The organism is Halogranum gelatinilyticum, assembly GCF_900103715.1.
Lineage (GTDB): Archaea > Halobacteriota > Halobacteria > Halobacteriales > Haloferacaceae > Halogranum > Halogranum gelatinilyticum.
The window spans coordinates 95,618-118,344 of the sequence record NZ_FNHL01000005.1; the positions used below are offsets into that span (position 1 = coordinate 95,618).

Sequence of the window (22,727 nt, forward strand, 5' to 3'; positions counted from 1 at the left end):
CAGATAGTATTTTCATGTCCTGTCCCACCGTTCTTGCATATGTATTGGAACGAAGAGGAGGTCAAGGACTACATTCGCTATCCCAGCGAAGGCAGCGCAGAGGAGCTTGCTTCTGAGATTTATTTCATTGCCCAGAATGAGCTTGACCAAGATGAAGTGATGGCGGAGCTCGTCAACGAGCTTGAAGAGAACGGATACGACTATGCACCTCTCAGGCCATACCGTTCACTCGAATACTACGAGGTGAAGACCGGCGAAGTCCGCTCTACCAATAAGAAACAGTGCGTCAGGTACAATGAGATAATGCTGCACTGTATCAATATCCTGACTGAGTACCCATTTGCACTAGTTACCCATCCCGACCCGGACTCCTGGAAAATCGTCACAGCTGCAGATTTGAATACAAGAACTGCGAAGGAGTTCCTGTTCACCTATTATGCAGAGACTGCGAAAGCAGTTGCTGATCTAATCAAAGCTGAGTACAGCGTTGAAGAGCTCCAGGAAGTCTATGAGGATGTCCGTCCAAGAGGAGGCGCAATAGGTCGATGGCGTAACGCTGTCGATGAGAACGTGAATCTTCATCCCGTTGAGTTCATGTCCATCGCAGACCTGAAAGAAGTTATTCGAGGTAACGAGGACCTCCTCGATCAATTGGGGTTCTCCTCAAAGACTCAGTGTAAGAAGGCGTTCGACACTGTTGAGAAGTATCGAAACAAGGTGATGCACGGCAACAGAAGCGTGATTTCTAGCGAAGGGGATGTAAACGCACTCGTGGAATCACTTGAGATAGCCTGTAATATAGCGGTTGAAGCAGGTGGCGACGGCCCTGGATTAGATATTCCACCTTGATTCGCCACAGGTTGCTTCGTACTCTGAGTTCGCCAGAATGTCGGCTGTATCACTGAACGTCGGGCCCGGTTGAACAGGTTCTTTGTTACGGCCCACCATGCAGCGCCGCTGCCGCCCCCCATGTCGCACGCGACCGTCAATTTGAGTTAATGTTGTCGCCCAATATCCCATAGATCTCTCTGTGAAACAGCTGGTTAGGTAGGTGACTGGGCGCACGTAGTAAATCGAACCGGGAGTAAGCTCAATTAACCGAATGGAAGCCAGACTAGCATCACCCAGACAACAAGCGTATACATGGCATCGATAGCCACTGATCTTGCGTTCGTAGTGAGTACCTGATCATATCGGAGTCCGCCAAAGGAGATGTACGCGACGTTGACTACGTGCTGTAGAAGCCTCATTACAACCACCACCCCGAGAACGGTGAGGACCGGTCCAAGAATCCATGAAAGAGTCCACGATAAAACGAAGTAAACCGGGAAGACCACCATACCCGAAATTCCGAGTGCAAAACCTATAGAAGCTCGATCACTGATCGGTTTCTGGTCACGGTGAGTATCAACCCAAGTTTGAAGCTCATCGATGTACGGATTGTCCTCTTCTTCTGGGATTGAGTTTCGTAGAAGAAAGTAAGCCACAGAAACATAGACTGCCCGAAGAACTTGAATGAGAAGGAGGGAAACCGCGGTTTTCATCGAGTCCCCAATCGAGTCCTCAGAATTTATGAATTCGGTGACTGCATCAACGTCTCCCAAATCCATACCAATAGATTGGGTGATAGAAACCACCTTGACGTAGTACAGAACGCCCCAACTGAACCGGTACGTCTGAAATACCGATTCGTACCCGAGTATAAACAAAACGGTCCCGAGTAGCGTAATCAATAAACTCAGGCCAACTGTCTCTATACTTGGGACAAACGCTGAGAGTTCGATACTAGCAAACTGGACAATCTGTACCAAACAAATTATGGCGCTAATTTGGAGGGGTCGAACCGTAAGTCGAGAAACACGTTCTGGGTCGGCAAATCGATCTGTGAACGCAAGAAATCTGAAGACAGACGAGAAGACCAGCACCACCATCGCTACTGAAAGCAGGGTCTGTCTGTAGCCTGATGATGGAATCTGCCCAACAGCCAGTGCAAGTGCGGGTCCAATCGCAAGTTCTGCACCAAACTGCTCAGAGATTGAGCGCTGGAACACGATGTCTGAAACATAATCGCCATCGACGCTCCCCATAGAGATGATAGGTACATTGTCACATATTCTGAAGTATCTTGCTCCCCAAGCCGCTAGTTGAGAGTCATTTTTCGCCAGCCAGTAGAATTGACTCGATGTACCACCGACAGGTGTAGATGTCCTGATCGGGGAATAACCCGAGGTTGTCGGTGAGTAGCAATTCTCGTCTCACAAGCATAGATTCTGTTTGAAAGCCCTTGGCCGCTCGGCATCCCGCGACCACCGCTGCGCTCCTCGTGCCTGCGGTGCTTGCAGGGTCGGGGGACGACCGAGACGGCCTCGCCCTTTCTGAGTCCGCCAGGATGTCGGCTGGGTTACTGAGCGTCGAGCCCGGTTGAACAGGTTCTATGTTACGGCACGCCCCGCTCGCCGCTGCCGCCCTCCGCGTCGCTCGCCACCGACCATTCCGGGCGTGCGGGCGCTCTCCGCACCGCGAGCGCCCGTTCCGGGCTAAAATGAATCTGGTCTCGACGCCAGCGGGTATCCCCGTCGGTTGCGCCCCTTGCGGGCTTTCGCGTTCCAGCGCTTTGTGCCGCCTGCGCTGTCGCGCGCCACACGGCGGCGCGCGTTCTCGACGACAGTCGCCCTGGACACGGTCCCGCGCATCGGGCCGGACACGAGCGAGCATATCAGTCTCTGACCTGCCCTCAACAACGTCGGTAAGTTTTTAGCGCCTGCAATGGGTGCAGGCGCGGCTTGAACACGCCTGCATAGGAGCTAGGTGATTTCTGATGGAACAACACCACCAGCGACAGGCGTATCGTCACTCAGAGGAGGATCGACAAGATGGCGGTTGACCTTGGCCGGGTTGAGCAGGCGGAAGACGAACTGGAGCAGTGGTTGGTCGACCAAGCCGAAGCGGGTGTTCCCGAGATCGTTCTCGTCGGACTCCTTCATGACTACGCCGACGACATCGAACAGCTCGGGTACGTCCCACGGATGTGGGGACGCAACGACCGATGATACACCCCGACTTTCGTGCTGTGTTTTTTGCGCCCGTAACGGGCGGGGGCGCGACGTGATCGGGCCTTCACCAGAGAGGAATCACACATGAGACGAACGAATACCTTCGATATCGTTCCCCGGTCCGAGACGACAGAAGAGATTCTCGTACGGGTGCTAGACGCCTCGGCAAGCCTCTGGAACACACTCACCTACGACCGCCGACAGCAGTTCTTCGAAGGAGAGAGTGTCTGGGAGTGCGATGGCTACTACGACGAGTATGTCGACGTACTCGGCGGTGCGACGACCCAGCAGATTGCCCGCGTGAACGATACCGCGTGGCGGTCCTTCTTCGAGCTTCTCGACGAGCCAGAATACGATCCGAGTCCCCCCGGCTACTGGGGAAATCGAGACGATGGCCGAGAGCTGCGAACCTACATTCGAAACGACGCATACACGCTCCAGTGGAACGAGCGCTCACGACTGGAGATACCCATCGGAATGGACCTCAAAGACGAGTACGGGTTCGGGATGTACGAGCGGCTTCGGCTACCGGTTCGGGGCGATCCAAAGTGGTGTGGAGACGCTGGCCGCCTCGAAATCTCGTACGACTCGGTCGAAGAGACGTACCGTGTGCATCAATCCGTAACCATCGACGACGTCGAAGAGAGCAGATCAGATGGCTCCGAGTCCGCTGCACTCGATCTCGGTGCGAATGTGCTCGTCGCCTGTACGACAACGACCGGGGAGCAGTATCTCTACAGTGGACAAACCCCGTTCGATCGGTTCCGAGAGACGACTAACGCTATCGCCAACGCCCAAGCGAAACTCCCCGACGGACAACACTCCAGTCAGCGAATCAAGCGTCTCTATCGCAAGCGCTCTCGACGGCGCGATCATGCGGTGAACGCGCTCCTCCGTGACGTAGTTGAACGGTTAGACGAAGCTGGTGTTACAACGCTCTACCACGGCGATCTCACCGGAGTGCTCGGTGAGTACTGGTCGGTGGAGGCGAATCTCAAAGCACGGACCTTCTGGGCGCATCGGCAGTGTATTGATAGACTCGGATCAGTCTGTGAAGAGTATGGAATCGACGTAGAAGCAATCTCGGAGGCGTGGACGTCCCAGACCTGTCCAGAATGTGGCGAACGGGACCGAACACGCCGGCATCGAGAGACGCTCACCTGTCCGTGTGGTTTCGACGGCCACGCCGACCTCGTTGCTTCGAGAACATTACTCGAACGAGCAACGAACACAACAGTCAGGCCGACGGCACGGCCCGTGCGGTTCCAGTGGGACGATCACCAGTGGTTTCCCGTTGAGGGTGCCGCAGTGTCGCCCAACGAATAGCGCACAGACCCGCGAGGTGCCGCCGTAGCGTCCTTGACGCTAGCGAGCGGACGCTTCCATTGTGTGGAGTGGATGTCGACCCGCTGGACGCTTGCATTACTCGGACGTACTCCAAGTACAGCTCTATCTCCAGAATAAGGCTACTGACTAGAGAAGGCTGTATCACGCGGACACAATGGACTTATGACAGTACGAGATGGACAAGAGAGCATGTCTCTGTTGCCCTCCACTGACGACGTGACTGCCGAGCAAGAGGGCGACATACGAGTTCTCGGTGTGGATGAAGATGAGACAGCAAACGTGTTTGAGGCCCTTTCGTCGGAAACGGCGCGGCGTATCCTGACTGCAATTTACGACGATCCGGCACCTCCATCTGAACTTGCTACCCGACTCGATCTGTCCCTGCAGAACGTCTCCTACCACCTCGACAATCTCGAAGAGGCAGGCGTGGTCCGTGTGGCTGATACCCGGTACTCAGAGAAGGGCAAAGAGATGAACGTGTATGCACCCGCAGACGACCCCGTCGTCGTCTTCGTCGGCACCACGGAACGTAAAACGGGACTCCTCGACCTACTGAAGCGGCTCGTCGGCGCGACGGGGCTTCTGTTCCTCGTCTCTGCTTTCCTGTTTGTCTTTCAGGCATTTGGACAGCCAGGTGGTGCAGGTGATACGCCGACGATTCTGGAACTCCTCTCCTTCCCGGGACTGGAGTTCCTCCTCGGGGGACTGTTCGTCCTTGGACTGGTCGTCCTGTGGTGGGCCCGGAACAGGTAGATGGTCGACATCCTCATCTGTCAAAATTAATTTTGGCCCAAACATCGTACTAAGGGCCCTGGTGGTCAACTGACGTGTATGTCACGTACCTCAACGCAATCGATCGTAACAAGAACCTCGATTATCGGCGGCTTGGTTGGTGGACTGGTCCACGCAGGTGTGGCTGTTTTGCTCTGGAATCGTTGGTTCGATAATCTGTGGGAACTGCTCATGACCAAACCACTCAATGGAGCGTATATCCTCCTTGGAATGTTTCTCCTTGGATTCGTTCCAGTCCTGTTTTACGTTGGTGAGAAGGTCATCTCACCTGCCATCATCGTCGCTGCATTCCTGCTCCTTTCAGGATTCGGCTCGTGGCTAGCGGGCCCTGTTCGTCCACCATCTGCTGTGCCGACACCATTTGCTCTGTATATCCTCCTCTGGGTGGGCGTCGTCGCTCTTGCGGGTGTCACAGGGAGGCTGGAATATCGCCGTAAGCAACGAGCCGCAAGCGCGTGATACTGGCCACTTCGGGAACGACACGCCGTCCTGTCCGATAGGGCTCCCCAGCGCAGGAAATGAAATCTCTACGTAGCGGCTGTTTTACGAGCGATAGCATCTGACCGACAGGATTTCAACAAAGCCAGCCGAATCGGTAGGTACTGCTGACCGACATCCCAATTGAGTTTCAGTAGCACATCGGACTAAACTGAAATATGTCTCTTCTACCATACTCTGACACAGACGTTGACGCTCGCCAGAAAGGAGAGATTCAGGTCCTTGGGATGGACGATGAGGAAACGAACGAGGTCTTGAGCGCGATCTCGTCCACGACTGCCCGTAAAATCCTCACTGAGGTGTACACCGAACCAGCGACACCCTCAGAGATCGCAGATCGGACTGGCGGTTCGGTGCAGAACGTCTCGTATCATCTCACGAAGCTCGAAGACGCAGGAGCGATCGAAGTCGCTGATACTAGATATTCGGAGAAGGGTCAAGAGATGCGGATCTATGGACCTTCAGACGAGCCGATTGTCCTGTTTGTCGGAACCGAGGAACGTCAAGCTGGACTCCTGTCACGGCTGAAGCAACTCGTCTCCGCTGTTGGAGTTGTGATTGCGACAAGCTTCGCCATCGGCATCGTCGTTGATGATTCAATGCTATTCGGAATCCAGATGAACGCATCGGCTGGACAAGTAACCGGCTTCCCGCTGGCGATTGGTTTCCTTATCGGCGGCCTGTTCAGTCTTCTTCTGGTGGGTCTATGGATCGGGTGGAACTGGTACTCGAACAGAGAGAACGCTCAAAATTCGATATGAGCGTACTCAATCGTTATTTCGTTCCCAGCCCTCGTCACGTAACATGCCCTCCACTGCCAACAGATTGCTTTTTGGATCCCGACCTAACCATTCGAAAGCCGGGGTCGGAATTTCGATCGGCCTCTTCGTCTTGTTCTTCGTCAGTTCCAGCGTGCTGAACCTCCAACCATACCTCACACAGATTCCGTTTGAGATTCTCATTGGAGGTGTCTCGCTCGTCATCTGTTCGGGGATTGCGTGGTTCGCATACCAGAACGATGGGCTCGTAATCGCGTGGCTCATCGCATTCAGTATCCCCTTCGCAGTATATCTCGAAGGATTTCTTGAATCGGGAACGAGCGACCGTGTTGCCGATGCTGTGCTATCGGCGGGCGTGATCGGTCTAGTCTATGCCGTAATAGTCGGAACTCTGGGATTTGCTGGCGGCGTTGCTGTTCGGCGAATTGTAAAACCCAGCGGGTGAAATCGGCCTGTGTGCAGATCTCACTCTCTGTATCTATCAATAGTCGATTTTGGATTGCTAAGAATGAATTATTTCACTCGCTGGCACCAATCGCGTAGATCCGTCCATCAGCGATTCCGACGTAGCACATTCCGTGTGCCAGTGTGACTTCAGTATCCATGATGTAGCCCGCCATCCCGATGTCGGGGACTGTGATCTCGAGGTTCCACGCTTGGCTGTCACTCGTCTCGTAGGCAACGACGGAGTCGTTCCGCGGCACGACCACGCCACCGTCACCGGCGGCAGGGGGTTGGTTGTCCCCACTCTCGGCCGACCGCCAGCGAATCGCCCCGTCCGAGATATCGATTGCAACGAGCCCTCCGTGATACGTATTCACGTACGCAGTATCTCCTGTGACCGCTGGTGAGGGTATCGCGTTCCCGTAGTCCTCGTCGACGACGGTTGTCCGCCACAGTACGGTTCCATCAGCGGTATCGGCGGCGACGAGTTCCTCGGCAATGCCCGGGACGTACAGACGGCCCTCGGCGACCGTCGGTGTGCCCTGAATATCCGGACAACACTCGTCAGGTGTGGCGATCTGTTTGCTCCACTGTCTCTCACTGGTCGTCGCATCAAGTGCTGCAATACGTCCGTCAGTTAATCCGACGTAGACGCCGTCGTGGTCCGCACAGATCGCTGTGTAGCACTCCCCGTCGATAGGTGTGCGCCACTGTTGGGTGCCATCCAGCGTGTAGGCGTACACCGCGTTGTCCTCGTCTCGCGTCGCCAAGTAACAGGTTCTGTCCACGACTGCTGGCGAGCCAGTCACGTCCGGAATCGTCTCCGTCCACTGGATCGACCCGTCGTCGCGGGCGAGGGCAGTCAAGGCCGCCTGCTCGTAGTCCGGACCACGCGTGACGGCCAGGAGTGTGTCGTCCGCGAGTGCGAGTCCGACTGCACGGCCCGTTTCAAGTTGCACATCTAGTTGCTGCTCGCCGGATTCAGCATCGAACCCTGCAAGGTAGACGACCGAATGCTCAGCGTCATCCGGTGACTCGACATAGGCGAGGTAGACACGCTCCGGGCCGACGACCGGGGCCGTTGCGCCATGTGGGTCGTTCCCCGGCCGCCGAAGCCAAGCGACGTCGACGTCGCCGTGTGGGACTGTGGAGGCCGCGTAGCCGGTTCGGCCGCCATCGTGTCCCTCCATCAGCCAACGACCAGACGTCGTGTAGCTCGCGATGTACGCGTCGTTCGTGAACGGCTTCGGCACCGACTCCCCACCTGAGAGGCCGGGGACGTTCGGGGCGGTACACCCGGCCAGAGCCAGCACACTTCCGCCAGCCACAGTCTGTCGGAGGAGGTGCCGACGCGTCAGCGAGACCATATGAACAGTGGACAACACTGTGTCAAACGTCTTCTGGAGGGACAAACAGCTGCTAGCGTTTGGTGCGGTCACCTCGAAAGCCCCCGGACGCTCGCCGGCCGTGACTCGCTGTGCGCCTCGTTCCTGCGGTGCTTGCGTCGTCGGGGCACGTCGGGCGTCCGGCCCCTTTCAGTCCCGCCCGGAGTCTGTTGCTAGGCTCGTGATCCCCATCGGTTGACTGGTGTGGTACTATACGGCACGCACCGCTCGCCGCATTCCGCCCTCCGCGTCGCTCGCGACCGACCATTCCGGGCTGCGCCGAGCAAGCTCGGCGTTCCGGGCTAAAGTGAATCTGGTCTCGACGCCAGCATTAAGCGCGTTTTCGGTTGCGCCCCTCGCGGGCTTTCGCGTTCCAGCGCTTTGGGCCGTTCCGCGCGGCGAGTCATACCACGACTCGCCGTGCTCACGACCGTCGCCCTGGACACGGACTCGCAGTCCGGGCCGGACACGAGAAACGGCTTAAAGCTGGACGCTCGCTCCGGGCGGGTCGGCGCGCGGTGCTGGTTGGGTGACCTTCCTTTGGCGCGCTCTCGCTCGCGCCCCAGGGGGCGCTCACGAAGGCGCGAGCGAGAGCGCGTAGAAGGTTCTGTCGGGCGTTGTCGTCGGAAAACCGCGATGTTGGTGCATCGCGGTGTCGGGCGCGTGTGCGCCTTCGGATCAGTGAGATCCAATGTCAAGTAAGAACGCAACGAGTAATGTAGTTTCGGTCGATGAACAGGCGTTCGAGAAACAAAGCGAAGCAGCGGTCGACGAGGACGGCTTCGAGGTCGTCGATGAGACGCCGGAATTCAGAGCGACGGTGCAGATGGAAGTGCAAGCGAAGGTGGATGCGAACCACCCGGACGGAATCGTCGACACGAGCGAGGAGCGCATCTACGGGGCAACCCTCGAACAGGAAGAGCGCATTCGGGGCCGCGAGGAAGAGCTGGAGCGCATCAGTGCACGAGCGACGTTCGGAACGCAAGCGGGACGAGAAGAGCGGTCGCGAGACGTGGCGGCGAAACGAAATGAGGAGCGACGGACGGCGTTCCAGAAGCGAGCGGCGAGCGTGGATGTGTGGGCAGATCCAGATAGAGGCGATCCGCGTGAAGAACTGACGAAGGAGCAGTTGGCGGCGGTGAACACCCAGGCGGTGCGATTGAGCGAGAAGCTCGATGGCTGGTCGCGAGCGGCGATTGGGCGGCGACTCGGTGAGGCCGTGGTCGGTGGGAAGGACATGATGAGCGCGGTCGTCAGTGTGTTCGAGGCGTTGCAGACGGTGCCGGGACAGGTAGTTCCCATCGGGAAGCTCGAGGACGTGAATCGCAAAGAGGTGCGTATTGCGGGGCGTGTCGAGACACTGTGGGTTCCCTCGCATCCGAGTATCGCTCAAGTGGGCCTCATCGCCGACGATAGTGGAAAAACCAGAGTGACGGTCTGGAAAGCGTCGAATGCACCCCTGATGGACGAGGGCGAGCAGGTGCGCATCGATGGTGCGGCGCGGAACTGGTACGAAGGACGTGTCTCCCTGGCCGTCACCGGGTGGTCGAGTCTCACTTTCCCTGAGCGCGGTCGGTGGTGGGAATAGCCGGACGACGTGGCCTTCTTTTTTGCTACGTGCCCGTTCGCCCACTTCCCGCCGCCCCACCCAACCTCCACGTTCCGGGCAACTCGCAGAGCCGCCGGGCTTTCGCTATCGTTCGGTAGCGAGTTCGCTCCGTATCGGCGGTCTTGAATTGTTATCGAGTGGTGACAGGTTTCTGAGGCCGTGCTGAACTCAGGGCGCGAGTCGGTCAGTGACTGTCCCACGTTGAGACGTGTTCCTCCACGAAGTCAAGAACGTTTTCTGGAAGTTCTGAGAACCATTTCGCCTCCAACACCTCCTCGTCACTGATCGAGATGGAACCACCGTCGTACTCTGCATTGAAAATGACCGTCAGCATACAGTACCGCTCACCGGGATTGGGTGCCAGCACGATGGTCTTCCGCCGGGCATAGTTTACGCCCGTAATGGTGCATTCGACTCCAGTCTCTTCACGTACTTCCCGACGTGTGGTTTCTTCCATTGTTTCCCCCGGTTTGTGTCCGCCACCCGGAATCCCCCACTCGTTCGGTGAACCTTCATGTCGAATCAATAGCACCCGATTCGCATCATCAGTTATCCACGCACCAGCGTCGCCAATCCATCCCTCTTCTGCCATCTCCTCCCCTTGTTTGAAGTAATCCGGGTTATTCTCGACAGTCTCTTCGTGAACAGGGAACGGGCCGTACCCTTCCTGTAACCGGTCAATCCGTCGGCAGACCTCTTCCCGAGTTTTCTTCTCGATATTCATGCTTCCGGATACACATTCGACATGGAAGATAGTCTTTGATGACTACACCCTCTAAGTTCAGCACGCACTTTCTGTCAGACTCCGAGGAATTAGACGAGACCGCAGTGTTGTTTTTCTGCCCCTGAGGGGTGAGGGGCGCAAGAGATTCGCGATTCGTCTAGTGTCCCTCGTGAGTACCATGGCAACGAGAGATATCTACGAAACGGCCTTCGACGAAGACGTCCAGTGTGAGTCCAGTTCGAACTACTGTCCCGAATGCAACGGGCACGTCGCGACCAACGCAGTGGAAACGGCCTGTGAAGACTGTGGGCTGGTCATCGCCGACCAGCAGATCGACCACGGCCCCGAGTGGCGCTCGTTCGAAGACGGCGACAACAACCGCGAACGGACGGGTGCTCCTCTCACAGCGGCCCGTCACGACCGGGGCTTATCGACTACGATCGGGCGTAGAACTGATGCGAAGGGACGCACGCTCTCTGGGTCGAAACGATGTCAGCTTGCCCGACTGCGACGTGAGCAGACGCGGGGGCGGTTCCAGTCGAAAGCCGAGCGCAACCTCGCACACGGCTTGGGTGAGATCCGAAGAATCACGAGTGCCCTCGGACTTGCTGACTCGGTTCGAGAGCAAGCGTGTCAGCTCTTTCGCAGTGCCCAACGCGAGGACCTCTTGCTTGGTCGGTCGATTGAAGCAATCGCTGCCGCCAGCGTCTATGGAGTCTGTCGGTGTCACGGACGGCCAGTCGCCCGTGATGACTTCGTCGACGTTGCTCGAGTCGACCACTCGGGTGTCACGAACGCGTACAAAACGCTCAATAAAGAGTTGGGACTCCCGACACAGCCCGTCGCCCCACAATCGCTGATTCCCAAACTCGCTTCGGAACTCGGTGTCGGGAAACGGATTCGTCGTCGAGCGCGAACGCTTGCCGAGCGTGCGCATGAGACGTCCATTACGAACGGCTATCAGCCGTCTGGGGTTGCTGCAGCCTGTCTTTATCTCGCCGGTCGTGAACATGGTCAGTCGCTGACACAGACACAGGTTGCTGAAGCCGCTGGAACGACGCCGACGACACTTCGAGCGCGACGTGCAGAACTTACCGAGCTGATTGACGGGGAGGTCCAAGTCGCATCGCCATAGGGTTCGAGGGAGCTCGGCGTCGACAGACAAGACGAGTGGTTTTGCGACTGTACGCAACCCGAGTGCGGTTCGTCGGGGTCCGTCTCGATATTGAAGTACGATGCCGGACGAAATCGAGACAAGCCGATGACTGACCACTACGCCGACTACGAAGCACTTCGTCCTGTGGGTGAAGCAACCCGGATGCCGGATCGCGAACTCGGTGCTCATTTCGACGCTCAAAATCGAGAAGAGTCTCTCGTAGGTTACCCAGCCGAGGCCCAACAGCGAGAGATCAACTGTGCCTCTTGTGGGACGTCGATTCCACCCGGCCAGCCAAAGTGCCGGTTCTGTCTCACTCACCATCTCGATCCATCGAACGAGCAGCGTCACTCGGATACCGAGCTGTCGCTCCTGCACGTCGTGCACCTGTTCGTCGAGTCGACGACGTACTACGGCGCCATCGCAAAAGGAGCCGCTGCAGCGAGACTGCTTGCGACAAATGGGTCTGACCCCGCCGTCGACGAGTGCCAGCTTATCTACGACTTCGACGAAGAACCGGCTGCACGGTTGACCGACGCGTGGCCAGCGCTCTCTCCTGCGGTTCGAGTTGCTTCGAAGCATGGTGCGGAGGTGCTTGCAGTTGCCCGTCAGCGAACGACCTGGGGAAGCACAGCTCGCTCATTGAATCAACACGCGACGTACCTCTACGACGAGAGTGGGAGCGCCATTCGAGATCAAGCGAAACTCTCGACGCTCCTCGAGAGCGCAGGCGACGACGGCTGGCTCGTTCCAGCGATTGCACTCCAACGCTCTCCCATGGAGACGCGTTCTGAGTCTCAAGAGCACTCGATACCAACGAAGACGTCGCTGCAGTGTGGGGAGTGTGGCCGAGAGACGACACATCGGTTCTCAGCGTTCAAGGAAAGTCCCGACGAGGCGTGGAGTGGACAGCCAATCTGGAAGTGCGATCTGTGTGGAACTCCGTGCTTTGGGCCTGATTCCGGAGCGAGTCAGTAAGCTCACACAGAGAGATGTCGGGAGAATATTGGTTGCTGTCGGTCGCTCTTTGAGAGATTTATCCGCCCCCGAGAGGTGCGAGGCGCTCAGAAATACTCGTCCCAAGATTAAGCAATGACAACAAGAGACACCATCAGTCAGACACCTCTCAAGAGCAGCCACCGTGCCGCCCTCAGCAACACCGGATGTCAGATGAAATGCGTCGCACGGCAGGGTGTGGGTCGATGAAACGGCTAATCGCACATCTATTCGCTACTGACGAGACTGTTATCCACGAGTGTCGTCACTGTGGAACGACACTCAACAGCACCGACGACTCGTGTTCAGTGTGTGAGTCGGCCGACGTCGCGACCTATAAATTTTGACTCCTAGTGTGCGAACTATGACTTTGAGTACACTCAAAGCGTGTTGGAGTCTAGCCCAACACACTTTTGCTGTTGGGAATCATCCCAACAGGTAACGGATGGGTCAGGAACTTACGCGTCGCTATACACACGTCGAAGCCGGACTCGTCGAAAACGTCGTCATCCGGCGAACAACCGATACAGATGCCTACCCATCCGGATGGAAGTACACGCTTCACCTCGGAACGCTCGAAGACCTCACGCTCATCCGGTACGACAACGCCAACGAAGATACGAAGGGCCACGAACTCCATACCGCAGCCGGCGATACTGACGTTGAGTTCCAGGGTATGGAAGAACTCCTCGTCGAGTTCTGGGCCAGCGCTGACGAATATTGGGATGTCATCGGGGGCAGCCCACCGCGGTCATACTAAATCACAACACCAACTGAAACAACCATGACGACACTCCATATTACCGTCGGCGACCGAGCACAGCTCCGTGAGGACACCCTGCAATTCGTTCAGGGCACAGAGTCCGACAAGGGAATGACGGAGGATGACCGAGCAGTCCTTCAGTTTGGATCCTACGACGACCTCGTCGATAGCCTCACCCCACTCCGTCTCGAACTCATTCAAGCAATTGCGACAGAGCAGCCCTCGAGTATGCGTGAGGCAGCCCGACTCGTCGATCGCGACGTCTCTGATGTCCATGCAGACCTGAAACATCTGGAGGTACTCGGTATCCTCGAACTCAAAGAAGGTGGCCCCGGTGGGGCAATCCAACCAGTCGTTCCTTTCGATAAGATCGAGATGCACATCGACTATCCGCTCCTCGACGACGTCGACGCAGACAGTACTCCCGCTAGCGCTGACTAACTCAAGAATCGGGAGGAAAGTGTAGTGGACATGTTCGAGAGGTCAACGGGGCTTATCGGGGTCAAACCTCTGCAACGCTAAACGCCACGGAGATTTTTTCATCCCCTGAAGGGTGCGGGGCACTCGAGAAGTGCCTCGTCGACCCATGACGAATGCATTTGCAAACCTCGACAGTACTTGGAGAGTCGTCAAACGAGCCCAGTATGAGGCATTCGAGTTCGAACTTTGTGATGGTGGTATTCGCGTCAAAAACTGCAGTCACGCCGAGCCAGCGGATCACGAGTACCACGTCACCGTCGACGACGGAATCCCGGTGGCGTGTGAGTGTCCAGCCGACGCGAAGTACTCGTCGGCGTGTAAGCACCGTGTTGCAGTTGCGATTCGGACTCCACTCCTCGATGCCGCTGCAACGCAGGCGGTCGCCGACGGCGGAACCGTCGTGAGCGATGGTGACGCTGGCGAGACAGACGAGTGCGACTGTGCAGACCTTGGCGACGGGTTCCCCTGCTGGGAGTGCTATCGAACGGGGAAGCGAACACTGCCGGAGTAGCACCGGCTCACGGCTCACGAGGCGAGCAGCTATCGGTGTATTTCTCCAAGTGGTGACAGAAGGTGCGTGCTGAACTTAGAGGGTGTAGTCAGCGCGACGAGTCTGTTTATTACCTCCCGCCTCCTGCTGAACCAGCCGTTGGAAAGGGAGTACGTACGTACGTATACTCTTATGCCGGACTAACGTAGGTGGCTATGAAATGACGAACAGTGGACAAAAGAAAGGCGTGGGCCGAGTGGAGATAGCACTACTATTAGGTCTTGGTCTCCTTTCCGCCGTATATGCTGTGGCCCAATGGACGAATGTTTTCACGTACACTCCTCCTGCTATCGTTTATTTCATAGCAAGTATTGTGTGCTTGCTGTGGGGTGTGTCACTTAACCGGCGCTCGTGAACTACCTCATATGAGTCTATCACTGCGTTCCGACACCACACGACAACTGACTCGTGACCGACTCGAGCGCTGAGTTCAGCACGGCTTCAGAAACCTATCACAGATTGAGGGGTAAACGAGAGCGACGAAACACAACCGAGCTGGAGCGCACCGGAGAGCGTTTTTCTGCCCCCGAAGGCTGCGGGGCGTCACACACATCGCGTTCCGAGAACCACAATGCACCAACTCATCTACGCGCTCGTTGAAGCACCGAATAGAGACAATGCCCTCGCCAAAGGTAACGCAGCGTTCGACCGTCTCGTTGGCGTCGGCCCCGACACCGACGCCGTCTTTGATTACTACGTCACGTTCGACGACGAGACAACGTCTGTCGCCGGGAAGGCACGGTGGGGTGAACTACCCGTGGTGGCACCGGTCGACTCCGACGAAGGATCGGAACTTCTTGAACGAGGATGGAACGCAACGACCGAAGAGTTCGAACGGAATCTCGAACGAGTACGAACCGCCGTCGACGAGTTCGACACTGAGGAACTCATGCGCGACAAAGAGCTCGCTCGACACGCCTGTTACAATCTCGGAGCGTACCATGGCCCGTCGCTCTTCCTGTACGATGAGTACGGCGGGGCGATCCGCCATCGCGACCAGCTCGATCGTGTCCTCGAGTCCGACGAGCAGGTGTGGATTATTCCGGCGGACGTCCACTACTGAGCCAGAAATCGCCCAACTGAACAGGCACTATGGTCTTAACCAACAGAGCGCAACTACCGCCGTTTCTGTTGGTTAATGAGATGACGGCCCTGCGAATTCGGTGAGCGCCGAGTGAGTTTTTCACCTCCAGAGGAGTGCGGGGGACAGAGAGCCGTCGCAGTAGACCAATGACTGACGACAACCCACCAGCGACGAAGTCGAATCGAGAGGAAGCAACCCAGACCGAATACGTTGAGCGCAGTGACGCTGGTGTCTCGTTGACGGTGAAACTGAAACGTGGAACGGCGACGAGAGACCAAGACGAGCTGACGGCCAAAGTCAAGACACGAACACTTGGAGAGACTCATGACGACTTGGACACAGTATCTGCACAACCTCGCCGAGGACGTTCGGCAGATTCACCCCGACGACGAGGCAGAGCAGGGTGCTAAGAGAGCTGGTTTTTCGCGCCTCCAGAATGGCTGGAGGCGAAACTCAATGAGCAACGACGCAGCCGAACCAACAGCATCGACCGGCCTCACACCCGAGCAGCGTCTCGAAGCACCAACCACCCACCTCGTCGACGCAGGTATCTCGACCATCCACGACATGGCGACGCTTCGAGCCTGTGTCGCCTACGAGAACGCGAATCAACAGCGCGTGCGGATTCTCCGGCGGCTCGAACACCGAGCACAGGAGATTCGGACACAGGAGGAATGAATCGTATCGGTGAGAGACAAGCAGATATCTCAGGCCTTCGCGCTATCATCAACTGGTTCTGTATCAGTGATCGCAACCGGGAGTTCGATATTGATATCATCGTACCACACCGTCGGCTTCTTCGAGCGACCAACCTGCTCGAACTCAACTAGTCCAAGTGTTTCGAGCTCCGAGAGGTTGTCATGAACCTGCCGGACGTCGCGACCGACGAATCGTGCAGCTTCACGAATGCTCTGTGGCTCTTCGCGAGCAATGGTTTGCAGGAGCTGGACGTTTCTCGCTGACAGCAATCGTTGAAGATCTTCCTCCCGCTGGAGGACGACCTCATAGAGTGGCTCTGGTTCATCGCCCGCCTCAAGGGCTGCGAGCTGTGCTTCGACCGCATCGAAAGCATTGTCAGGTGTGCCGACTCGAACGGTCAGCGTCCGGCGGTCGTTCGCTCCATCATTGGTTGGTTCAGTCTTGCTCATATTCATTCACCTCGCGTCGAAATCGCTGCAGGACCTCGACGTAACTGCCGGGATACTCGTAGTCGCCGTCGATGTCCCCGCCATCGTGACGTTCATGGCCTTTCGTCTCCGGATGGGCATTGTCGTAACCGAGAATCGTGTCTCCCGGCTTATTCCCGTAGTGCATACTGTACTTGATTCCCTCAGGGTAGGCTTCTGACCCGGGAACGGACCACACCGAGATATGCGCGAAGCGATCCGATTCCGGATAGTCGATTGTTTGACCGATGATTCGTTTCGCGCCATTCCCGACCATCTAGTGTTGTTATGCACCACATCATGATGAATGTTGTTGTAGAGAACAACAGCACCTCAATACCGACGAGAATCAGCAAACGCTCTCCGGCACCGAGGCGGCCGCTCGCTGCTTGTTTGAAGATTAACCAACAGAGTGGGACCGATTCCAGCCTTGTTGGTTAATGCATCCCGCGGCGATATTTATTGCCCCTGAGAGCTGCGGGGCGGCGGTGCCTCGCAGGTGACTCCCTGTGTCCATTCACGACTTCTCCGGCGCAACCAGCGACAGCGCGACAAACACCTACGGCGACGCTCGACAGGCCGACTATGTGGCGTTTCTCCATCGCGTCCCATTCGCCATCGACGCGTTGAACCTCAGCTTCCTCACCGGCTTTCGAGAGGACTGCAGCTACCAACAACAGCAGTTCCTCAATCTCGACCTACCAGTCGGCATGCTCGACAATGACTTCAGAAATCCAGATCTCGACCGCTACACGGAACGAGTCCTGGACCACGAACCCGACGTCGGCATCATCGGAGACGCCTACGATAGTGCAGAGGCTCAGTCGTACGTTCGGGCGGTGCGAGACCTCCAAGAGCGTGTTCCCGACACGGAGTTCGTCATCGTCCCGAAATGCAAAGCGGCACTCGAGGAGATACCAGATGGCATCGTCGTCGGCTACTCCCGTGGTTACGCGGACATCTTAGCGCACGAGTTCTCAGACCCAGTCGATTGGCGAGGCCGTCGAGTCCATATCCTCGGAGGCAGTCCACCCAAGCAACTCACTGCCATCCACCAACTGACGCAACCGACGCTGGCGGGCGACCCACCTGCCGACATCGTCGGCCTCGATTGGAACGGACTCCATCGCGGTGCGCAGTTCGGCGAGTTCTGGACGGATAGTGGATGGGACGACAGCGGTCGCGACGCTATAGCCATATGACGGTTCGAGCAACGGTCCGGCACGGGCTTGGTCACGTCCGCTCGTTTTGGGAGAGTCAAGGCGTCTGGCCGGAGCGACCGACTGGGTGTAATAGCCAGACACAGTATCAACCTCCGACGCCAGCAGATCTTCACTCATCGGCCTGCGTCGAGTGTGAAGACGACGTCTGGACGGGGTCGCGTGGCCCACTCGTCGCGGAGTACGATACTGGGGACGCTTGTGGGTACTTCTGTTACGAGTGTCACTTCACGCACCGCACTCGGAACCATCTCGGGGAAGTCATGGGCGAAGCCAGTGTCTATATCCCGCCCGTGTAGTACGATCTTGGGTTCCACGCCCGCTCAGGACGCGAGTTTCTCTAACCGCTAATCAAATGTACCAAGACCGATGTCCAGCCTCTGTTATTCGTAGTAGGGTTTTCGCTCAACCACATCTGCGAAGCCGACTGACTCGCTCACATCGGTGACCTCAACAGTTACAGAGAGTCAAGGAGAATGCCTGACCCTTTAGGGTCAGGATGAATCCGACCTACCCTACACAAACCACCGTTCGACTACACGGCAGGATATTCCACGCTGCATAATCCACACACTCAAGTAACTATCACGACATAGGTTACGTATGGCGAAACAGGTCGTCACCCGCACCTACACTGCTTCCATACGGAATCAGCAACGGGTGTCCGACGACCTCGATTCGCTCGGGTTTTCAGCCTCAAAACTCTGGAACGTCGGACGATGGACGTGTGACCGTGTGTGGTCCGAGATCGGCTACATCCCCGGTCACAACGAACTCACCTCGTATTTGAAGTCACACGAACGCTACGATGACCTGCATTCTCAGTCAAGTCAGCGAGTCCTTCAAGAACTCGCTGAAGCGTTCAACGGCTGGTACGGCAAACGACGCAACGGAGACACGGGAGCGAACCCACCGAAGTACCGCAAACACGGTGACGACCATCCACGGAGTACGGTGACGTTCAAAGCCGCAGGCTTCAAACTCGACACCAACCACGAGAGAGTCCGACTCAGCAAAGGCTCCAACCTGAAAGAATACTGGTCGGACTTCATCCTCTGCAAGTACCAGACGCGCCCTGACGTTAATCTCTCCACTGTCGAGAACGTCCAACAAGTTCGGGCTGTCTGGACTGGTGACGAGTGGGAACTGCACTTCGTCTGCAAGGTCGAAATAGAGGTCGCTGACGCACCCGGTGAGAAGACCGTGGGTGTTGATCTCGGCATCAACAACTTCGCCGCACTCGCCTACGAAACCGGTCACAGCGAACTATACCCGCTGAACTGCTTGAAGCAGGATGACTACTACTTCAGCAAGCGCATCGCTCAGTGTGACGATTCGGACTCCAACCAAGCGACACGGTTGAACCAGAAGAAGTCGGCTCGCCGTACCCACTACCTCCACACCCTGTCCAAGCACATCGTTGAACGGTGTGTTGACGAAGGTGTTGGGACGATTGTGGTGGGTGACCTCTCGGGCACCCGTGAGGATGAGGAGAACGGCGAGTCGAAAAACTGGGGCAAGCACGGCAACCTTGACTTGCACTCGTGGGCGTTCGACCGCTTCACCTCGATGCTTGAATACAAGGCCGATATGGAAGGCATCACGGTCGCGCAGGTATCGGAGCGCGATACGTCGAAGTCGTGTTCATGCTGTGGTCAGAAGCGTGAGGTGAACCGTGTTGAACGCGGACTGTACGTCTGCGATTCGTGTGAGACGGTGGCGAACGCGGACGTGAATGGCGCCGAGAACATTCGGCAGAAAGTATCTCCGAGTCTCGCCACGGATGGCGGTGATAGGAGTAACGGCTGGTTGGCACAGCCATCGAGGTTCTTGTTTGACAAGGAAACTGGTGCGTTCGCACCTCAAGAACACGTAACATCGTAAACCACAATATCCCAACCCAGCGGCGCGGTGCCGTGGGATTCCCGCGTCTTCAGGCGCGGGAGGATGTCAATGGCACTCGGAGACGAGTGGGAGATCGAGACGGCAGTAGTGGCTGAGGACGAATGGTCGCACGGTGAGGCGCGCGGTGTGTGTATCTACTCCGGTGCTCGTCCACGGGTCGAGGTGAAAGACCGACCGAATGACGCCGACCTCGCGACGACGTTGGTTCACGAGTTGGCCCACGCTCGGCTACACAACGGGGTTCGTGAAGAGGATGAGCGTGCGAAGCGTGAGGTTGAGGCGGAAGCAGTTGCGTACGTTGTCGGTCGGCACTTCGGGTTGGATACGAGCGGCTCGGCGTTCTACCTCGCCGCGTGGGGTGACGAGGATGCAGAGACGTTGCAGGAGCGTCTCGGGCGGATCAGTTCGAATGCTCAGGAGATTATCCGGTCGCTTAGGGAGTGAGTTCTCGGCGAGTTAACCAACGTTTGTGAGTTAGGTCGCGGTTCGTTGGTTAGGTTTGTCACCCCCAGAAGGTGCGCGGGGGTCACAACCTAACGTAAGCTGATACGACGGTACGACCGACGTACTCAGCGGGCCGGAAGCAGCGGTTCGCTCGCCGGGCCTGAGCTACTGGTTCGACAGCGACCCCTGGTTCCAGGAGGCGTCGAAGTCCTCGTGCAGGAACGGTTTCGCGTCGGCACCCGCGTACGTTCCGACGACCTGTCCGTCGCCTTCGAGGAAGTATTGGTAGGTTGTGAGTCCCTCGAGGCCGACGGGACCGCGCGCGTGAATCTTCCCGGTGCTGATCCCCACTTCGGCCCCGAGCCCGTAGCGGAAGCCGTCGGCGAACCGTGTCGAGGCGTTGTGGAACACGCTCGCCGAGTCGAGACTCCGCATGAACAATCCGGCGCGGGTGGAGTCGTCGGTGACGATCGAATCCGTATGCTTGGAGCCGTACGTCGTGATGTGGTCGGTCGCCTCTTCGAGCGATCCGACGATCTTGACGGCGATGACGAGATCACCGTACTCGGTCTCCCAGTCGGTCTCGCTGGCCGTCTCCATCGGTACGATCGCTCGCGACGCGTCGTCGCCTCGCATCTCGACGTCGGCGTCCTCGTACTGTGCGGCGATTTCCGGGAGGAACTCCTCGGCGACGCTTTCGTGGACCAGGAGCGTCTCGACCGCGTTACACACGGCGGGATACTGCACCTTCGCGTCGTACGCGATGTCGGTCGCCATCGGGATGTCCGCCTCGCTGTCGACGTAGACGTGGCAGACGCCCTCAGTGTGACCGAGCACCGGGATGCTCGTGTTATCCTGGATGTAGCTCACGAACTCCGAACTGCCTCGTGGCATGACGAGGTCGATGGAGTCGTCCATCCCGAGGACGGTGTCCACGTCCGCTCGCGCTTCGATGAGCTGTGCCCATCCGCTGGGGACGTCGGCCGTCGCCTCCTGGATCAGCTCGAAGAGGATCCGGTTCGAGTGACTCGCCTCGCTCCCGCCTTTCAGTATCACTGCGTTACCCGAGCGCAGGCAGAGCGACGCGATCTGTACGAGTGCGTCGGGTCTGGATTCGAAGATCGTCCCGACGACACCGATGGGAACGGAACGCTTGTACAGTTCCAACCTTTCATCGAGCTTTCGGGCCTCTTGCGTCTTTCCGAGCGGGTCCTCCTGGGCGGCCACGCTCCGAACCATGTCCGTGATGCTGTCCAGTTTCGACGACGAGAGTTTCAGCCGGTCGACGAGTGCCTGACTGTACTCTCCCGCTTCGAGGAGTTCCTCCGCCTCGCGGACGTCTCTCTCGTTCGCTTCGAGTATCTCTTCGTGTCTCGCGTCAATCGTCTCCGCGATCGCGTGGAGTGCCTCGGAGCGTTCATCGTCCGACAGGCTCGCGATTCGGAGCGCGGCCGTCTGTGCCTCTTCGACTTTCGTTTCGGTCGTTTTCTCAGTCATCGTCGTCTCCGTTCGTCGGGATGAACAGCGTCCCGACCTGTTCGGCTGCACTGATCTTGTCTAACACGTCACTTTCGGTCGACTTCGCGATGATTGCCGGAATGCCGTGTTCGCTCGCGGCACGCGCGCCAGCCACCTTCGTTCGGATGCCGCCGAACGCGTCTTTCGAACTCTCGTCGACCAGTTCCTGTACTGCGGCGTAGTTGCTGCTGATGGTTTCGATACGCTCTGCCGACGGATCCTTCTTCGGGTTCCCGGTATAGACACCGCCGACGTCGGTGAGCGTGACCAACAGGTCTGCACCGATGCCGATCGCCACCGACGACGACAGCATATCGTTGTCTCCGATCCGAAGCTCCTCGGTCGCGACGGCGTCGTTCTCGTTGATTATCGGGACGATGTCCCACTCGAGAAGCGTCTCGACGGTGTTGGTGAAGTTGGTGAATCGGTCGGGGTCTTCGAGGTCGTTCTCCGTCAGGAGGATCTGAGCGACGGTTTGGTCGAACTGCTCGAAGCGCTCGGTGTACCGCCGCATGAGCTGCGACTGTCCCACCGTCGAGAGCGCCTGAGACTGCTCGACCGTCTCGTCGGTGAGACCGATGAGGCCCTTCCCGGCACCGACCGCACCCGAGGAGACGAGCAACACCCGTTTGCCCTGTTGCCTGAGGTCCATCACGTCGTCGACGAGTTTGTTGACCTTCGAATCGTCGAGGTTGGACTGCTCGTCGGTCAGCGAGTTCGTCCCCGCTTTGACGACGACCAGGTCGGCCTCGGCCGCGAGCCGTCGAGTTTCGTGTACCGTGTCCGCCTCGGCGGTCCCGCTCATCTCAACCGT

The 22,727-nt window shown here is 57.6% G+C and carries 23 protein-coding genes and 3 pseudogenes; 19 read left to right on the top strand and 7 right to left on the bottom strand.

The features are described 5' to 3' along the window. Positions 1-39 precede the first annotated feature (39 nt). Positions 40-849: a hypothetical protein gene (locus BLR57_RS16070; protein ID WP_089699255.1), complete on the top strand. Its 810-nt coding sequence runs from the start codon at positions 40-42 to the stop codon at positions 847-849. 245 nt (positions 850-1,094) lie between these two features. Here BLR57_RS16070 and BLR57_RS16075 read toward each other — a convergent pair whose 3' ends face one another. Continuing rightward, positions 1,095-2,087, bottom strand: a complete 993-nt coding sequence (locus BLR57_RS16075) for a hypothetical protein (RefSeq protein ID WP_139173380.1) — start codon at positions 2,085-2,087, stop codon at positions 1,095-1,097. Between the two features lie 786 nt (positions 2,088-2,873). On the opposite strand from BLR57_RS16075, the gene BLR57_RS19510 reads away from it, so the two are divergent. The 6 genes from BLR57_RS19510 to BLR57_RS16100 all read left to right on the top strand — a co-directional run bounded on the left by BLR57_RS19510 (position 2,874) and on the right by BLR57_RS16100 (position 6,914). Next, a complete protein-coding gene (locus BLR57_RS19510) occupies positions 2,874-3,050 on the top strand; it encodes a hypothetical protein (RefSeq protein WP_170830673.1) in 177 nt (58 codons plus the stop codon). A gap of 87 nt (positions 3,051-3,137) precedes the next feature. Further along, on the top strand, positions 3,138-4,379 hold the full coding sequence (locus BLR57_RS16085; protein WP_089699261.1) for an RNA-guided endonuclease InsQ/TnpB family protein: 1,242 nt from the start codon (positions 3,138-3,140) through the stop codon (positions 4,377-4,379). Between the two features lie 210 nt (positions 4,380-4,589). Continuing rightward, positions 4,590-5,153 (top strand): ArsR/SmtB family transcription factor, encoded by a 564-nt coding sequence (locus BLR57_RS16090; RefSeq protein ID WP_089699264.1) that lies wholly within the window; start codon positions 4,590-4,592, stop codon positions 5,151-5,153. 78 nt (positions 5,154-5,231) lie between these two features. Beyond that, complete coding sequence (locus tag BLR57_RS19060; RefSeq protein WP_139173382.1) at positions 5,232-5,651, top strand: hypothetical protein; 420 nt, start codon at positions 5,232-5,234, stop codon at positions 5,649-5,651. Positions 5,652-5,848: 197 nt separating this feature from the next. Beyond that, positions 5,849-6,451: an ArsR/SmtB family transcription factor gene (locus tag BLR57_RS16095; RefSeq protein WP_089699265.1), complete on the top strand. Its 603-nt coding sequence runs from the start codon at positions 5,849-5,851 to the stop codon at positions 6,449-6,451. 43 nt (positions 6,452-6,494) lie between these two features. Further along, complete coding sequence (locus BLR57_RS16100) at positions 6,495-6,914, top strand: hypothetical protein (protein ID WP_089699268.1); 420 nt, start codon at positions 6,495-6,497, stop codon at positions 6,912-6,914. A gap of 73 nt (positions 6,915-6,987) precedes the next feature. Here BLR57_RS16100 and BLR57_RS16105 read toward each other — a convergent pair whose 3' ends face one another. After that, on the bottom strand, positions 6,988-8,280 hold the full coding sequence (locus BLR57_RS16105) for an outer membrane protein assembly factor BamB family protein (RefSeq protein ID WP_089699270.1): 1,293 nt from the start codon (positions 8,278-8,280) through the stop codon (positions 6,988-6,990). Between the two features lie 709 nt (positions 8,281-8,989). On the opposite strand from BLR57_RS16105, the gene BLR57_RS16120 reads away from it, so the two are divergent. After that, on the top strand, positions 8,990-9,886 hold the full coding sequence (locus BLR57_RS16120; protein WP_089699272.1) for an SOSS complex subunit B family protein: 897 nt from the start codon (positions 8,990-8,992) through the stop codon (positions 9,884-9,886). 205 nt (positions 9,887-10,091) lie between these two features. Here BLR57_RS16120 and BLR57_RS16125 read toward each other — a convergent pair whose 3' ends face one another. Beyond that, positions 10,092-10,631 (bottom strand): NUDIX hydrolase, encoded by a 540-nt coding sequence (locus BLR57_RS16125; RefSeq protein ID WP_089699273.1) that lies wholly within the window; start codon positions 10,629-10,631, stop codon positions 10,092-10,094. A 178-nt stretch (positions 10,632-10,809) separates the two neighbouring features. On the opposite strand from BLR57_RS16125, the gene BLR57_RS16130 reads away from it, so the two are divergent. The 8 genes and pseudogenes from BLR57_RS16130 to BLR57_RS16165 all read left to right on the top strand — a co-directional run bounded on the left by BLR57_RS16130 (position 10,810) and on the right by BLR57_RS16165 (position 16,338). Further along, a complete protein-coding gene (locus BLR57_RS16130; protein ID WP_089699275.1) occupies positions 10,810-11,766 on the top strand; it encodes a transcription initiation factor IIB in 957 nt (318 codons plus the stop codon). Between the two features lie 126 nt (positions 11,767-11,892). Continuing rightward, entirely contained in the window at positions 11,893-12,765 is an 873-nt protein-coding gene (locus BLR57_RS16135; protein WP_089699277.1) for a biosurfactant protein 1, read from the top strand. Between the two features lie 463 nt (positions 12,766-13,228). Beyond that, positions 13,229-13,543: a toxin-antitoxin system TumE family protein gene (locus BLR57_RS16140; protein ID WP_089699279.1), complete on the top strand. Its 315-nt coding sequence runs from the start codon at positions 13,229-13,231 to the stop codon at positions 13,541-13,543. Between the two features lie 24 nt (positions 13,544-13,567). Further along, positions 13,568-13,987, top strand: coding sequence for an HVO_A0114 family putative DNA-binding protein (locus BLR57_RS16145; protein ID WP_089699281.1), 420 nt, complete (start codon positions 13,568-13,570; stop codon positions 13,985-13,987). Between the two features lie 145 nt (positions 13,988-14,132). Further along, on the top strand, positions 14,133-14,537 hold the full coding sequence (locus BLR57_RS16150) for an SWIM zinc finger family protein (protein WP_089699283.1): 405 nt from the start codon (positions 14,133-14,135) through the stop codon (positions 14,535-14,537). A 610-nt stretch (positions 14,538-15,147) separates the two neighbouring features. Continuing rightward, the gene (locus BLR57_RS16155; protein WP_089699285.1) at positions 15,148-15,639 is read left to right on the top strand and encodes a DUF7995 family protein; all 492 of its coding nucleotides are present in this window, start codon (positions 15,148-15,150) and stop codon (positions 15,637-15,639) included. Positions 15,640-15,806: 167 nt separating this feature from the next. Further along, positions 15,807-16,059 (top strand): annotated as a pseudogene (locus tag BLR57_RS19775) (DUF7389 domain-containing protein); the annotation flags it as partial. A 57-nt stretch (positions 16,060-16,116) separates the two neighbouring features. Then, on the top strand, positions 16,117-16,338 hold the full coding sequence (locus tag BLR57_RS16165; RefSeq protein WP_089699454.1) for a DUF8129 domain-containing protein: 222 nt from the start codon (positions 16,117-16,119) through the stop codon (positions 16,336-16,338). 29 nt (positions 16,339-16,367) lie between these two features. Here BLR57_RS16165 and BLR57_RS16170 read toward each other — a convergent pair whose 3' ends face one another. After that, a complete protein-coding gene (locus BLR57_RS16170) occupies positions 16,368-16,808 on the bottom strand; it encodes an HVO_A0114 family putative DNA-binding protein (RefSeq protein WP_089699287.1) in 441 nt (146 codons plus the stop codon). After that, the gene (locus BLR57_RS16175) at positions 16,795-17,103 is read right to left on the bottom strand and encodes a toxin-antitoxin system TumE family protein (protein WP_089699288.1); all 309 of its coding nucleotides are present in this window, start codon (positions 17,101-17,103) and stop codon (positions 16,795-16,797) included. The genes BLR57_RS16170 and BLR57_RS16175 overlap by 14 nt, the downstream gene beginning before the upstream one ends. Positions 17,104-17,335: 232 nt before the next feature. Between BLR57_RS16175 and BLR57_RS16180 the strand changes: the two are divergent. From BLR57_RS16180 to BLR57_RS16195, 3 genes and pseudogenes are all read left to right on the top strand, one after another. Next, positions 17,336-18,345, top strand: a pseudogene (locus tag BLR57_RS16180) (DUF6610 family protein). Between the two features lie 304 nt (positions 18,346-18,649). After that, positions 18,650-19,930, top strand: coding sequence for an RNA-guided endonuclease InsQ/TnpB family protein (locus BLR57_RS16190; protein WP_089699290.1), 1,281 nt, complete (start codon positions 18,650-18,652; stop codon positions 19,928-19,930). Between the two features lie 81 nt (positions 19,931-20,011). Beyond that, positions 20,012-20,395 (top strand): annotated as a pseudogene (locus BLR57_RS16195) (DUF955 domain-containing protein); the annotation flags it as partial. 165 nt (positions 20,396-20,560) lie between these two features. On the opposite strand, the gene BLR57_RS16200 reads toward BLR57_RS16195, so the two are convergent. Then, entirely contained in the window at positions 20,561-21,892 is a 1,332-nt protein-coding gene (locus BLR57_RS16200; RefSeq protein WP_089699292.1) for a glutamate-5-semialdehyde dehydrogenase, read from the bottom strand. Next, positions 21,885-22,718 (bottom strand): glutamate 5-kinase, encoded by an 834-nt coding sequence (gene proB, locus BLR57_RS16205; protein WP_394327577.1) that lies wholly within the window; start codon positions 22,716-22,718, stop codon positions 21,885-21,887. The genes BLR57_RS16200 and proB overlap by 8 nt, the downstream gene beginning before the upstream one ends. Positions 22,719-22,727: the final 9 nt, after the last annotated feature.

What these genes read in the sequence shown, in the direction of transcription:
- BLR57_RS16070 (WP_089699255.1), top strand. Translation starts at nt 40, where the DNA reads ATGTATTGGAACGAAGAGGAGGTCAAGGACTACATTCGCTATCCCAGC.
- BLR57_RS16075 (WP_139173380.1), bottom strand. Translation starts at nt 2,087, where the DNA reads ATGGGGAGCGTCGATGGCGATTATGTTTCAGACATCGTGTTCCAGCGC.
- BLR57_RS19510 (WP_170830673.1), top strand. Translation starts at nt 2,874, where the DNA reads ATGGCGGTTGACCTTGGCCGGGTTGAGCAGGCGGAAGACGAACTGGAG.
- BLR57_RS16085 (WP_089699261.1), top strand. Translation starts at nt 3,138, where the DNA reads ATGAGACGAACGAATACCTTCGATATCGTTCCCCGGTCCGAGACGACA.
- BLR57_RS16090 (WP_089699264.1), top strand. Translation starts at nt 4,590, where the DNA reads ATGTCTCTGTTGCCCTCCACTGACGACGTGACTGCCGAGCAAGAGGGC.
- BLR57_RS19060 (WP_139173382.1), top strand. Translation starts at nt 5,232, where the DNA reads ATGTCACGTACCTCAACGCAATCGATCGTAACAAGAACCTCGATTATC.
- BLR57_RS16095 (WP_089699265.1), top strand. Translation starts at nt 5,849, where the DNA reads ATGTCTCTTCTACCATACTCTGACACAGACGTTGACGCTCGCCAGAAA.
- BLR57_RS16100 (WP_089699268.1), top strand. Translation starts at nt 6,495, where the DNA reads ATGCCCTCCACTGCCAACAGATTGCTTTTTGGATCCCGACCTAACCAT.
- BLR57_RS16105 (WP_089699270.1), bottom strand. Translation starts at nt 8,280, where the DNA reads ATGGTCTCGCTGACGCGTCGGCACCTCCTCCGACAGACTGTGGCTGGC.
- BLR57_RS16120 (WP_089699272.1), top strand. Translation starts at nt 8,990, where the DNA reads ATGTCAAGTAAGAACGCAACGAGTAATGTAGTTTCGGTCGATGAACAG.
- BLR57_RS16125 (WP_089699273.1), bottom strand. Translation starts at nt 10,631, where the DNA reads ATGAATATCGAGAAGAAAACTCGGGAAGAGGTCTGCCGACGGATTGAC.
- BLR57_RS16130 (WP_089699275.1), top strand. Translation starts at nt 10,810, where the DNA reads ATGGCAACGAGAGATATCTACGAAACGGCCTTCGACGAAGACGTCCAG.
- BLR57_RS16135 (WP_089699277.1), top strand. Translation starts at nt 11,893, where the DNA reads ATGACTGACCACTACGCCGACTACGAAGCACTTCGTCCTGTGGGTGAA.
- BLR57_RS16140 (WP_089699279.1), top strand. Translation starts at nt 13,229, where the DNA reads ATGGGTCAGGAACTTACGCGTCGCTATACACACGTCGAAGCCGGACTC.
- BLR57_RS16145 (WP_089699281.1), top strand. Translation starts at nt 13,568, where the DNA reads ATGACGACACTCCATATTACCGTCGGCGACCGAGCACAGCTCCGTGAG.
- BLR57_RS16150 (WP_089699283.1), top strand. Translation starts at nt 14,133, where the DNA reads ATGACGAATGCATTTGCAAACCTCGACAGTACTTGGAGAGTCGTCAAA.
- BLR57_RS16155 (WP_089699285.1), top strand. Translation starts at nt 15,148, where the DNA reads ATGCACCAACTCATCTACGCGCTCGTTGAAGCACCGAATAGAGACAAT.
- BLR57_RS16165 (WP_089699454.1), top strand. Translation starts at nt 16,117, where the DNA reads ATGAGCAACGACGCAGCCGAACCAACAGCATCGACCGGCCTCACACCC.
- BLR57_RS16170 (WP_089699287.1), bottom strand. Translation starts at nt 16,808, where the DNA reads ATGAGCAAGACTGAACCAACCAATGATGGAGCGAACGACCGCCGGACG.
- BLR57_RS16175 (WP_089699288.1), bottom strand. Translation starts at nt 17,103, where the DNA reads ATGGTCGGGAATGGCGCGAAACGAATCATCGGTCAAACAATCGACTAT.
- BLR57_RS16190 (WP_089699290.1), top strand. Translation starts at nt 18,650, where the DNA reads ATGGCGAAACAGGTCGTCACCCGCACCTACACTGCTTCCATACGGAAT.
- BLR57_RS16200 (WP_089699292.1), bottom strand. Translation starts at nt 21,892, where the DNA reads ATGACTGAGAAAACGACCGAAACGAAAGTCGAAGAGGCACAGACGGCC.
- proB (WP_394327577.1), bottom strand. Translation starts at nt 22,718, where the DNA reads ATGAGCGGGACCGCCGAGGCGGACACGGTACACGAAACTCGACGGCTC.